Annotated in this window: 11 protein-coding genes; 4 read left to right on the forward strand and 7 right to left on the reverse strand. The window is 67.1% G+C overall.

Features of this window, described 5'->3' with window-relative positions; translation table 11 throughout:
• The first annotated feature begins 57 nt into the window (after nucleotides 1-57).
• The 3 genes from ACFOLC_RS14635 to ACFOLC_RS14645 are packed head-to-tail and all read left to right on the forward strand — an operon-like array spanning nucleotide 58 to nucleotide 2,452.
• The gene (locus ACFOLC_RS14635; protein ID WP_386759994.1) at nucleotides 58-324 is read left to right on the forward strand and encodes a FeoA family protein; all 267 of its coding nucleotides are present in this window, start codon (nucleotides 58-60) and stop codon (nucleotides 322-324) included.
• Nucleotides 321-2,195: a ferrous iron transport protein B gene (gene feoB, locus ACFOLC_RS14640; RefSeq protein WP_386759995.1), complete on the forward strand. Its 1,875-nt coding sequence runs from the start codon at nucleotides 321-323 to the stop codon at nucleotides 2,193-2,195. The genes ACFOLC_RS14635 and feoB overlap by 4 nt, the downstream gene beginning before the upstream one ends.
• 2 nt (nucleotides 2,196-2,197) lie before the next feature.
• Nucleotides 2,198-2,452, forward strand: a complete 255-nt coding sequence (locus ACFOLC_RS14645; RefSeq protein WP_386759996.1) for a DUF6587 family protein — start codon at nucleotides 2,198-2,200, stop codon at nucleotides 2,450-2,452.
• Nucleotides 2,453-2,471: 19 nt separating this feature from the next.
• Here ACFOLC_RS14645 and ACFOLC_RS14650 read toward each other — a convergent pair whose 3' ends face one another.
• From ACFOLC_RS14650 to ACFOLC_RS14675, 6 genes are all read right to left on the reverse strand, one after another.
• Nucleotides 2,472-2,843 (reverse strand): hypothetical protein, encoded by a 372-nt coding sequence (locus ACFOLC_RS14650; RefSeq protein WP_386759997.1) that lies wholly within the window; start codon nucleotides 2,841-2,843, stop codon nucleotides 2,472-2,474.
• Nucleotides 2,840-3,424, reverse strand: a complete 585-nt coding sequence (locus ACFOLC_RS14655) for a bactofilin family protein (RefSeq protein ID WP_386759998.1) — start codon at nucleotides 3,422-3,424, stop codon at nucleotides 2,840-2,842. Before ACFOLC_RS14655 ends, ACFOLC_RS14650 begins: the two co-directional genes overlap by 4 nt.
• A 164-nt stretch (nucleotides 3,425-3,588) precedes the next feature.
• Nucleotides 3,589-5,214 (reverse strand): carboxyl transferase domain-containing protein, encoded by a 1,626-nt coding sequence (locus ACFOLC_RS14660; protein WP_386759999.1) that lies wholly within the window; start codon nucleotides 5,212-5,214, stop codon nucleotides 3,589-3,591.
• A gap of 165 nt (nucleotides 5,215-5,379) precedes the next feature.
• Nucleotides 5,380-5,757, reverse strand: coding sequence for a hypothetical protein (locus tag ACFOLC_RS14665; protein ID WP_386760000.1), 378 nt, complete (start codon nucleotides 5,755-5,757; stop codon nucleotides 5,380-5,382).
• Nucleotides 5,758-5,944: 187 nt separating this feature from the next.
• Nucleotides 5,945-6,313, reverse strand: coding sequence for a hypothetical protein (locus ACFOLC_RS14670; protein ID WP_386760001.1), 369 nt, complete (start codon nucleotides 6,311-6,313; stop codon nucleotides 5,945-5,947).
• A gap of 121 nt (nucleotides 6,314-6,434) precedes the next feature.
• Complete coding sequence (locus ACFOLC_RS14675) at nucleotides 6,435-7,610, reverse strand: thiolase family protein (RefSeq protein WP_386760002.1); 1,176 nt, start codon at nucleotides 7,608-7,610, stop codon at nucleotides 6,435-6,437.
• A gap of 429 nt (nucleotides 7,611-8,039) precedes the next feature.
• Between ACFOLC_RS14675 and ACFOLC_RS14680 the strand changes: the two genes are divergently transcribed.
• Nucleotides 8,040-10,838, forward strand: coding sequence for a S8 family serine peptidase (locus ACFOLC_RS14680; protein WP_386760003.1), 2,799 nt, complete (start codon nucleotides 8,040-8,042; stop codon nucleotides 10,836-10,838).
• Between the two features lie 80 nt (nucleotides 10,839-10,918).
• Here ACFOLC_RS14680 and ACFOLC_RS14685 read toward each other — a convergent pair whose 3' ends face one another.
• Nucleotides 10,919-12,076, reverse strand: a complete 1,158-nt coding sequence (locus ACFOLC_RS14685) for an isovaleryl-CoA dehydrogenase (RefSeq protein WP_386760004.1) — start codon at nucleotides 12,074-12,076, stop codon at nucleotides 10,919-10,921.
• Between the last annotated feature and the right edge of the window lie 252 nt (nucleotides 12,077-12,328).

The following is a 12,328-nucleotide window of genomic DNA, read 5'->3' on the forward strand; positions in this document are numbered from 1 at the left end:
ATTCCTATTTGGAGTGGTGCCGCCCGGCGTAATGCCAGGCGCGCCCGAGGTGAACCCTTGAAGCTGTCCGAACTGCCCCGCCGCACTGCCGCCACCGTGGAAACCGTCGAAGACCTGGCACCGAACGATGCGATCGCGCGCCGACTGCGCGAGCTCGGCTTCGTCCACGGCGAGCGCGTCGAGGTGATGGCGGCCGGCCCGATCGCGGCCGAGCCGCTGCTGGTGCAGGTCGGCTTCACCCGCTTCGCCTTGCGCCGCAGCGAGGCCGCACGCGTGCGGGTTCGGCCCGATGGCCTGCACGGCGCCGCCGAGGGTGTGGCATGAGCGCCGCCACGACGACGCGCATCGCTCTGGTCGGTAGCCCGAACTGCGGCAAGACCGCGCTGTTCAACCTGCTCACCGGCAGCCGGCAAAAAGTCGCCAACTACGCCGGCGTCACCGTCGAGCGCAAGGAGGGCCGTTTCCACGCGCCGTCCGGACGCAGCTACGCGGTGCTCGACCTGCCCGGCGCCTACAGCCTGCACGCGGCCAGCCTCGACGAGGCGGTCACGCGCGACCTGTGCCGCGGCTTCTACCCGGGCGAGCCGGCGCCGGATGTGCTGGTGTGCGTGGTCGACGCGACCAACCTGCGTCTGCACCTGCGCTTCGCCCTGGAGGTGCGCGAGCTCGGTCGGCCGATGGTGCTCGCGGTCAACATGATGGATGCGGCCAAGCGCCGCGGCATCGACGTCGACCTGGCCGTGCTCGAGCGTGAGCTCGGCGTGCCGGTGGTGCCGACCGTCGCCGTGCGCCGCGGTGGCGCAAGCGAACTGGTGGCGATGCTTGATCGCGTCGCCGGAAATCTGCACGAGCCGCGTGAGCACCTGCCGGCCGAGCTGGCCAGCAACGCCGACGCGCTGCACGCCGAAACCCGTCGCCTGCTGTCGCTGGCGGTGTCGATGCCGCGCCGCACTGCCGAGATCGACGACGCCCTCGACCGCTGGCTGCTGCACCCGGTGCTCGGCCTGCTGTCGCTGGCGGTGGTGATGTTCCTGATCTTCCAGGCGGTGTACGCCTGGGCGACGCCGCTGATGGACCTGATCGAAGCCGGCACCGGTGCCTTGGGCGGAGCGGTCGGCGCGGCATTGCCGGAAGGGCCGCTCAACAGCCTGCTGGTCGACGGCGTGATCGCCGGCCTCGGTGGCGTGATCGTGTTCCTGCCGCAGATCTTGATCCTGTTCGCCTTCATCCTCGCACTCGAGGAATCCGGCTACCTGCCGCGCGCGGCCTTCCTGCTCGACCGGATGATGGCGTCGGCCGGCCTGTCGGGGCGTTCGTTCATCCCGCTGCTGTCGAGTTTCGCCTGCGCGGTACCGGGCATCATGGCCACGCGTTCGATCCAGGACCCGCGCGATCGCCTCGCCACGATCCTGGTGTCGCCGCTGATGACGTGTTCGGCGCGCCTGCCGGTGTACGCGCTGCTGATCGGCGCCTTCATTCCGGCCCGGCAGGTTGCCGGTGGGTTGCTCAATCAGCAGGGGCTGGTGCTGTTCGGGCTGTACGCGGCCGGCATCCTCAGTGCACTGGCGGTGTCGTGGGTGATGAAGAAGTGGCGGCGCGACAAGAGCGAGCACCCGCTGCTGCTCGAACTGCCGTCCTACCGCGTGCCACACCCGCGTGACCTGCTGATCGGTTTGTGGGAGCGCGCCTGGATCTTCCTGCGCCGGGTCGGCGGCATCATCCTGGCGCTGACCATCCTGCTGTGGTTCCTGTTGTCGTTCCCGGGTGCGCCCGTCGGCGCGACCGGCCCGGCCATCGACTACAGCTTCGCCGGCCGCATCGGCCACGCCATGACCGCGGTGTTCGCGCCGCTCGGCTTCAACTGGCAGATCTGCATCGCGCTGATCCCCGGCATGGCCGCGCGAGAAGTGGTGGTGGTGTCGCTGGCCACGGTCTATGCGCTGTCGGCTGCCAATGACGATGCCGCCACCCAGGCGCTGACCCCGCTGATCAGCGATGGCTGGTCGCTGGCCACGGCGCTGTCGCTGCTGGTGTGGTTCATCTATGCGCCACAGTGCATCTCGACGCTGGCGACGATCAAGCGCGAGACCAATTCCTGGAAACAGGTCGCGATCAGCACCGGTTACCTGTTCGGCCTGGCCTACCTGGCCTCGTTCGTGACCTATCAGGTCGCGGTGGCGTTGGGCGCGGGGTGAGCATGGACGCCGGCCTGCTCGCGCAGTACGCGGTGATCGCGCTGGCAGTGCTGGTCAGCGCCGGCTTCGTCGCCAAGCGCCAGTTCCCGGGATTGGTGCGCCGGCTGCGCATCGCCATCGCCCTGCCGATGGTGCGAGAGGGCCGGCCGCCGTGGCTGCGCCGGCTCGGCCTGCGCATCGCGCCGCCGTCGCGCGTCATCGACGCGGCCTGCGGCGGCTGCAACAGCTGCGGGCCGTCGTCACCCCGACAGCATTGAGGTCATCGTGCCGCGGCCGTCAGTGACGGCCCCGGCCCCGGCCGGCGCGATAGCCCTTGATCTCGACGGCTTCGACCGCCAGCGTGAACGTGCGTTCCTCGTCGGCGTGGAGCGCGCCGACCCCAATGACCTGGCGGTCGATCTCCTCGCCGCGGTCGTTGCGGATCGTCAGCACCATCGAGTACTCCAGCGCGCTGTCGCCGGAGGGCGGCTTGATCGTGCCCTCCACGCGCAGCGGCACCGAGCGCTGCCTGGCCGATTCCACCGCATCCGGATCGAAGCGCAGGTGATGCTTGCACCCCGGACAGACGCTCGCGCTTTCGAGAATCGTCGTCTTGCAGTGCGGACAGGTGCGCGTCGCGCCGGGCACGCCCGGGCGCAGGGTGCTCATGAGGTGGCGCTCGCCTCCGCCTTGGCGTGATCATTCTTGGCGCTGTCGGCCTTGCCGTTGGGCTTGTGTACTTCTTTGTCTTCCCAGCCGAACTCGACTTGGCCGCGCATGCGCGAGCCGGCGGCGACGATCACGGTGCCGGCCTTGACGTCGCCGACGATGAGGCCGCCTTCGAGCAGCTCGACCCGGTTCGCCGATTCGATATTGCCCTCGAGCTCGCCGGCGATCACGACCTTGCGCGCCCGCACGCCGCCGTTGAGCTTGGCGCCGACCTCGACCGTGAGGTCGCCTTCGACGTGCACGTCGCCCTTGAAGCGGCCGGCGATGCGGATGTGGCCCGAGCCCTGGATCTTGCCTTCGATCGACAGGTCGGAGGCAATCAGCGATTCCTTGCCGTTGTCGCGCTCGACCGGCTTGGGTGCTGCCGCCACCGGCGTAGCTGCTGCAGGGGCCGGAGTCGCCGGCGTGCCGAACGAGATTTCGTTGTGGGTGTCGGGTTCTTTCTTCAGCGCGGTTTCCGGCTGCTGCGACGGAAAGGGTGTTTCACGCTTGGGCGTGGTGGGCTGGTTGAAAATCGCCATGGCGCGGATTCCTCGGTTGGGCAAGCAAAGAAGTGCGAAACCATTCGAGGCTACGCAGCACTTGCGGTCACGGGTGTGACACGCCTCACCATAACGAGTGCGTGGATCCGGGCGTTTATCCGCCGATCACGTGTCTGAATTGGGAAAGCCCGATCGACGCAGCACTACATCCTGAACACGCCGAAGCGCGTGTTGCTGTCGCCAGGCATGCTCTCGATCGGCGCATTGAGGCTGGCAGACAGTGCCAGGCCCAACACGCGGCGGGTATCGGCCGGATCGATGATGCCGTCGTCCCACAATCGCGCGGTGGCGTAATAGGGGTTGCCCTGTGATTCGTATTGTTCGCGGATCGGCGCCTTGAAGGCTTCCTCGTCCTCGCCGGTCCACACCTTGCCAGCGGCTTCGATGCCATCGCGCTTGACCGTCGCCAGCACACTGGCGGCCTGCTCGCCGCCCATCACGCTGATGCGTGCATTCGGCCACATCCACAGGAAACGTGCGCCGTAGGCGCGGCCACACATCGCATAGTTGCCGGCGCCGAAGCTACCGCCGATCACCACGGTGAACTTGGGCACGTGCGAACAGGCGACCGCAGTCACCATCTTCGCGCCGTCCTTGGCGATGCCGGCGTTCTCGTATTTCTTGCCGACCATGAAGCCGGTGATGTTCTGCAGGAACACCAGCGGGATGCCGCGTTGGTTGCACAGCTCGATGAAGTGGGCGCCCTTGAGCGCGCTCTCGGCGAACAGGATGCCGTTGTTGGCGACGATGCCGACCGGATAACCGTGCAGGTGGGCGAAGCCGGTCACCAAAGTCTTGCCGTAACGCGCCTTGAACTCCTGGAACTCGCTGCCGTCGACGACGCGGGCGATGACTTCGCGGATGTCGAACGGCCGCCGCGTGTCTTTTGGCACGATGCCGTACAGCTCCTCGGCGGTGTACAGCGGTTCGCGTGCGGGGCGCTCGGCCAGCGGCAGGGTTTTCCTGCGGTTGAGGCTGCCGACGATGTCGCGGGCAATCTGCAACGCGTGGCGATCGTCTTCGGCGAAGTGGTCGGCGACGCCGGACACGCTGGTGTGCACGTCGGCACCGCCGAGCGCTTCGGCATCGACGACTTCGCCGGTGGCGGCCTTCACCAGCGGCGGACCGCCGAGGAAGATCGTGCCCTGTTCCTTGACGATGACCGACTCGTCGCACATCGCCGGCACGTAGGCGCCGCCAGCAGTGCACGAACCCATTACCACCGCGATCTGCGGAATGTTCTGCGCACTCAATCGCGCCTGGTTGTAGAAGATGCGGCCGAAGTGCTCCTTGTCGGGGAACACCTCGTCCTGCAGCGGCAGGAAGGCGCCGCCGGAGTCGACCAGGTACACGCACGGCAGATGGTTCTCGCGCGCGATCTCCTGGGCGCGCAGGTGTTTTTTCACCGTCATCGGGAAGTAGGTGCCGCCCTTGACCGTGGCGTCATTGGCGACGATCACCACTTCCAGCCCCATCACCCGGCCGATGCCACAGACCATGCCGGCGGCAGGCGCGACGTCGTCGTACATGCCTTCGGCGGCGAGCGGCGCGATTTCCAGGAAAGGCGAGCCGGGATCGAGCAGGGCGGTGATGCGATCGCGCGCCAGCAGCTTGCCGCGCTCGGTGTGCCTGGTGCGCGCCTTGTCGCCGCCGCCGTTGGCGGCACGGGCGAGGCGATGGTCCAGTTCCTCGACCAGCGCGCGGTGGTAGGCGACGTTGTCCTGGAAATCCTGCGAGCGGGGATCAAGCTGGGAGGTGAGCGCGGGCATCGAGGCGGGGTGTGCGGAGAACGCGGCATCAAACCACAAAGCGCCGGGCGTGGCCAAATCGAGCGGGCGGGTTGGCGCATGGCCGCGTTGTCCCGCCACGTCGCCCTGCCACAAACAGAAAGGCCCGCTTTCGCGGGCCTTTCTGTAGTGCAAGCAAGCCTTGAATTACTTCTTGGCTTCTTCGGCAGCGGCGTCGGCCTTGTCGGCAACCTTCTGCGCAGCGTCGGCCGTGGCCTGGGCAGCATCAGCGGTGGCGGCAGCAGCGCCGGCAGCGGCGTCGCTGGCAGCAGCAGCGGTCGCGTCGGCGCCTTCGGCAACGGCGGCGCCGGCAGTGGCGGCGGCGTCAGCGGTGGCGGCGGCAGCGGCGTCGGCGCCTTCGGCGACAGCGGTGCCGGCAGCGTCGGCGGCCTGGGCAGCAGCGTCACCGGCCTGCTCGGCGGCGGTGGCGGCTTCGGCGGCTTCGCCCTGGGCGGTTTCGGTCTTGCTGCAAGCCGACAGGGCCAGGACGGCGGCGGCGAGGAGGACGTAGAGCTTGGTGTTCATGGTTGTCTCCGAAGGGGTTGTCTGAGAGATACGAAACAAATCGGTAAGTCAGGCAACGCCAGTGCTCGCAGCGGTCCGGCAGGGCCGGTTCTATCGTTCACTGACTGCTTTGCAGCCATGGAAAAAGCCGCCGGAAAACCGGCGGCTCTTCCATTGTAATCACCCGGGCATTGCTGCCCAAAGGTTATTACTTCTTCACTTCTTCCTTGGCAGCGTCGGTCGCCTGAGCGGCGGCGTCGGCGGCCTGGGTCGCAGCGTCAGCAGCCTGACCGGCAGCGTCGGCAGCGGCGTCAGCAGCCGGAGCGGTCGCAGCAGCGGCGGTTGCGTCGGCCGAAGCGGCAGCGGCGTCAGCAGCGGTGGCGGCGGTGTCGGCAGCGGCCTGGGCAGCGTCGGCAGCAGCAGCGTCGCCGGTGGCGGCGGCGGTGTCGGCAGCGGCCTGGGCTTCGGTCGAAGCGGCGGCAGCGTCGGTAGCAGCTTCTTCAGCCTGCTGCTGGTTCGAGCAAGCGGCCAGGGCGAAGCCCAGAGCCAGGGCGATGAGCGCCTTGTTGAAAGTCATGGTTCGTTTCCTCGTCGTTAGTTAGGCAACGCGCAGTTGCGCGCCTATAACATGATGACAAGCCGGTGACGCGTGTCAAGCGGCTTGGCCGGTTTTTTTCATGTAATACGTTTTTAACTTCTTATGCCAGCTCGACGGCGATTGCCGTGGCCTCGCCACCGCCGATGCACAGCGACGCCACGCCGCGCTTGCCGCCGCGGGCGTGCAGGGCATGCAACAGGGTGACCACCAGGCGAGCGCCACTGGCGCCGATCGGGTGGCCCAGTGCGCAGGCGCCACCGTTGACGTTCAGCTTGTCGTGGCTGATGCCGAGGTCCCTCATCGGTGCCATCGCGACGCAGGCAAATGCCTCGTTGACCTCGAACAGGTCGACGTCGGCCACGCTCCAGCCGGCCTTGTCCAACACGTTTGTAATCGCTTTCACCGGTGCGGTCGTGAACCATTCCGGTGCCTGTGCGTGGCCGGCGTGGGCGACGATGCGCGCCAGCGGCGACAGCCCGCGCTTGGCGGCCTCGTCGGCGCTCATCAGCACGGCGGCGGCGGCGCCGTCGGAAATCTTCGACGACGATGCGGCGGTCAGCACGCCGTCCTTGCCGAACGCGGCGCGCAGGGTCGGGATCTTGGCCAGATCGATCTTGCCCGGCTCTTCGTCGCTGTCGACCACGACCTCGCCCTTGCGGCCCTTGACCGTGACCGGGACGATCTCGTCCTTGAACGCGCCATTGGCGATCGCGGCCTGGGCGCGCTTGGCGCTTTCGGCCGAGAAGGCATCGAGTGCGGCGCGGTCGAAGCCGTACTTCTCGCAGGCCATGTCGCCGAACACGCCCATGGCCTTGCCGTCGTACGGGTTGGTCAGGCCGTCCCAGGCCATGTGGTCGAGCATCTCGGCGCTGCCGTAACGGATGCCGGTGCGCGAGTGGTTGAGCAGGTGCGGCGCGTTGGTCATCGACTCCATGCCGCCGGCGACGACGACATGGGCCGAGCCGGCCTTGATCAGATCGTGGGCCAGCATGATCGCCTTCATGCCCGACCCGCAGACCTTGTTGATGGTGGTGCAGCCAGCCGAAGCGGGCAGGCCGGCGCCGAGTGCGGCCTGGCGCGCCGGCGCCTGGCCGAGACCGGCCGGCAGCACGCAGCCCATGATGACCTCGTCGACCTGGTCGGCTGCGACGCCGGCATGCGCGAGCGCGCCGTTGATCGCGGCGGTGCCCAGCGTCGGCGTCGGCACGCCGGTGAATTGACCGAGGAAGGAACCGATGGCGGTGCGCTTGGCACCGACGATGACGACGTCGCTCATGAAGAACTCCAGCAAGTACAGGCCGGCGCGGGGACCGGAACCCACGGATTATGCGGCGGCGTGCTGCAGCGCCGCAAACCGGAGGCGATTCACCCAGGTGCAGCAGGTAGAGCCTGCAGGCGCCCCTAGGGATTGCCGGCCATCGGCACGGGCCAGCACATGCACCTGCCTCCGTCGCACGCGCCATTGTGACCGGGCAACACCACGATCAGCGGCCGGTCGTCAGCCGCAGTGCGCGCGTAGTGATCGAGCGCGCGATGATTCTGGGACCGGCATACGGGTTGCGTTCATGCAATGAACCATGCGCGGATTGTGGCGCGCGGCCGCTTGGATTAAAACGGAACTGCCGGTGCGCTGATTTGCTGGGGAGCGAAGGCGGTACCGATCGAGGACGAAATGCATTACCGCGAAAAAGGACTTGTGATTGCGATGCGCAGCGTGTTGCTGTGCACGGTGGTGCTCGGCTTGGGGGCCTGCGGCGGCGGAGGGGGCGGTAACGTGCGCTCCGATCCACCGCCGGCGGTGGTTCCGCCACCGCAGCCGTCAGCCCCGGTGGTGCTCGCCCCGAATCCCGGGTACGGCAAGCACCTGGCCGTCACCAATGCCTCCGCGGCACATCAGGCCGGCATCACCGGCAAGGGCGTGCGCATCGGCGTGCTCGACAGCGGCGTGATGCGCACGCACCCGGCGCTGTCGCCACGTGTCGTTGCCAATCTGAACTATGTCACCTCGCCGCCGAACAACCTGCAGATCGATGACGTTGCGCAGCACGGCACCGCGGTGTCGCAGATCATGGCCGGCAGTGCGTTCGGCGCGTGGCCGGGCGGTATCGCCCCGGGCGCGGAAATCGTGTCGGCGCGCATCCTCGACGACAAGGACCCGCCGGATGACGGCACGGGCCAGGGCAACGAGGTCAGTGGCGCGCTGGGTCTGAAACCGATCCACCAGGCACTGATCAATAACGGCGTGCGGGTCATGAACAATTCCTGGGGTGGCCTGTACTGGACCAACCCCGCGGCGACCGCGCCGATCGCCGATGAGTACCGGCCTTTCATCCAGAGCAACGGCGGCCTGGTGGTGTTCGCGACCGGTAACGAGTCGATGCCGAACCCGTCGAGCATGGCCGCCCTGCCGAGTCAGCCTGGCGTCGGCGGCAGCCTGCCGGCGGCGGACCTGGAGCGTGGCTGGATCGCGGTGACCGCGATCAATCCTGACAGCTTGCAGCTGGACAGCGATCGCAATGGTGCCGTCTATGCCAATGCCTGCGGCGTGGCGATGCACTACTGCCTCGCGGCGCCGGGCACCGTGACCGTGACCGGTACCAACGACGGCCCCACCAGTCCCAGCTACTGGAACTGGAAAGGCACCTCGTTGGCTGCACCGATCGTGTCGGGTGCGGCGGCGCTGGTGTGGGAGGCGTTTCCGTATTTCAACAATGACCTGGTGCGGCAGACGCTGCTGGGCACAGCCCAGGATCTGGGCGCTTTTGGTGTGGATGCGATATTCGGATATGGGTTGCTGGATGTCGGCAAGGCGGTGAAGGGGCCTGCGAGGCTCGATTGGGGTGATGTCACAGTCACCTTCGACGGCATCACTTCCACATGGGCGAACAGCATCAGGGGCACTGGCGGAATCACCAAGCGTGGCACGGGCACGCTGGTTCTGGGTCCGAGTTTCTACACGGGCACGACGCGCGTGGAGGGTGGCACGGTGCGCCCGATCTACCAACTCTACGGCGGGGCTAGCGTGGCACAGGGTGCGAGGCTTGAATTGGCCAATGTGTCAATCGATGGCAGCTTGGAGAACCTGGGCACGGCGGTCGTAACGGGCGGCGCGGGCCACCTGATCATGGGGAATTTCCACCAGGGCGCCGCCGGTCAACTACAGATGCAGGTGGGCTCTCGCATTACCGTCTCCGGATTGGCACAAATCGATGGTGGCGATCTGTCGATCATCGGTAAGGTCACGGGGTACACCCATGGCAGTACCGAGACTTTGATTAGCACGACAGGCGGAGTCACAGGAGCATTCAACAGCTTGAGTCGAGGTCCGGGAGTATTGTTGGAAGGTGCGCTGCGTTACTCCGCCAACCAGGTAATGCTCGATATCACCCGGTTGGAGGTTACGGCGGTAGCGCAGAGCTTCGGCCTAGCTCCCGCGTCGCTATCCAGCGCAGAACGCGTCGAAGGTGCATTCGATGCGATCGATGCCGGAATGATCAATGAGGGTCAAGGTTCGACTGAGTTCATTGCGGGTGCGGGTGCGATTCAGGGGGTTGCATCGGCCTCTGCCGTCGAGCAGACCCTGTCCAGCCTCTCCGGCGAACTCCACAACGCCGACGCCCAGTTCGCGCTGATGGCCATCGAGAGCAACCGCTACGCGCTGGAATCACGCGTGGACGCGCTGCAGTCGGCGCCGCTCGACGGTGCCTGGGCGCAGGGGCTCAAGTCACAGCGGGCGATGTCGCGTTTCGATGTCGATGCCAACGGCTGGATGCTCGGCCATGACCGTCGCTACGGCGCGCACCTGACCTTCGGCGCGGCGTTGTCCGAGACCGACGGTTACGCATGGCACGACCTGCGCGGCGACCGCGAACGCAACCGTCAGGTCGAAGGGCAGCTCTATGCGAGCTGGAACACCGGCGGCAGCTACCTGCTCGGCAGCCTGGCGGTGGGCCGGATGCAGCGCTGGATGCAGCGCGAAATCCTGCTCGGCGGCGAGGCGTTCCGCGTCGACAGCGATTACGCCCACCGCTACAGCACGCTCGGCCTGCAGGCTGGCCATCACTTCGATGTCAGCCGTGCGCAGGTCACGCCGTACCTGGGTGCGCAGGTGCTGCGACTGGATCGCGACGGCTTCAGCGAGCAGGGTGCCGCCGGCTTCGGCCTGAGCGCCACGGATTCCTCGCTGAGCGCGACCCAGGCCTTGATGGGTGCGCGTTTCGCCCATGACTGGCGGCTGGGCCAGGCACTGTGGACATTGCAGGGGCGTGTCGAATGGCAGCATCTGTTGTCGCAGTCGGGCGGCGATATCGCCGCACGCTTCACCGCGCTGGACGTGTGGTCGCCGATCGTCGGTGGCGCGCTCGATCGCGATGTCGGCGTGTTCGGCTTGGGCCTGAGCACCCGGCTCGGTCGCGGCGGCCAGATCAGCTTCGACGTCGACGGTCGCCACGAGAGCGGTGAGACCTACACGCGCGCGATGGCGACCTGGTCGGTGGCGTACTGAGTCGCGTCGCAAACAAAAAGCCGCCGTAGGGTCACGGCGGCTTTTCCATGGGCGACCGATGTCGCCGAGTTGATGCCCGCTCAGTGCCTGTCGTCGAACAGCTCGCGTCCGATCAGCATGCGCCGGATCTCATTGGTGCCGGCGCCAATCGCGTAGAGCTTGGCGTCGCGCAGCAGGCGGCCGGTCGGGAACTCGTTGATGTAGCCGTTGCCGCCCAGTGCCTGGATCGCTTCCAGCGCGACCTGCACCGCGGCGTCGCTGGCGTGCAGCAGGCACGCGGCCGCGTCGATGCGCGAGCGGTGGCCGGCGTCGTAGTCGCGGCCGACCTGGTAGGCGAAGGCGCGGCTCGACTGCAGCGCGGTGTACATGTCGGCGACCTTGCCCTGCATCAGGCCGAAGGTGCCGATCGCGGCGTCGAACTGCTTGCGCTCGCGCACGTAGGGCAGGGTGATGTCGAGCGCGGCCTGCATCAGTCCGAGCGGGCCGCCCGTGAGCACCAGACGCTCGGTGTTGAGGCCGCTCATCAGCACCTTGACACCGCGATTGACCTCGCCGAGCACGTTCTGCGCCGGGATCTCGCAGTTCTCGAACACCAGTTCGCAGGTGTTGGAGCCGCGCATGCCGAGCTTGTCGAGCTTCTGCGCGGTCGTGAAACCCTTCATGCCCTTCTCGACAATGAAGGCGGTCATGCACTGGCTGCCTGCGCCCTTGCCGGCGGTGCGCATGTAGACGATCAGCACGTCGGCCTCAGGGCCGTTGGTGATCCACATCTTGTTACCGGTGGCGACCCACACGTCGCCTTTGAGTTCGGCGCGGCAGCTCATCGAACCGACCACGTCCGAGCCGGCACCGGGCTCGCTCATCGCCAGCGCGCCCTTCCATTCGCCGCTGCACAGCTTGGGCAGGTACTGCTGGCGTTGGGTTTCGTTGCCGTTGGCGTAGAGGTTGTTGACGCACAGGTTGGAGTGCGCGCCATACGACAGCCCGACCGAACCGGAGGCGCGCGAGATTTCCTCCATCGCCACCAGGTGGGCGAGGTAACCCATGTCGCTGCCGCCGTACTCGCCCGGCACGGTCAGGCCAAGCAGGCCCATCTCGCCGAGCTTGGGCCACAGGTCCTGCGGGAACACGTTGTCATGGTCGATCTGCGCGGCACGCGGCGCGATTTCGGCATCGGCGAAACGGCGCACGGCCTCGCGCAGCGCATCGATTTCTTCACCGAGGGGAAATGGGCGCATGAAGGTGTCCTGTCGAAAGTGAGGGGCTGCGGAAAGTCACGCGACCCAAGCAGCCATTGTCGGTCATCGCCGTGCCGCGGCCAATTTGCAGTGCAATAAAAACGCCCGGACGAGCCGGGCGTTTTTGTAGAACCTGCCAAAGCCCAATTCCCTGCTGGAGCCACAGCCCCTTTGGTAAAGGGGGCGCCGCGACAGCGGCGGGGATTCGGCAGCATGAGCTGGGGCCCAAAGTTTGCACCGCAAACTTTGGGG

It is taken from the genome of Lysobacter cavernae, from assembly GCF_042648505.1.
Classification (GTDB): domain Bacteria; phylum Pseudomonadota; class Gammaproteobacteria; order Xanthomonadales; family Xanthomonadaceae; genus Lysobacter_L; species Lysobacter_L cavernae.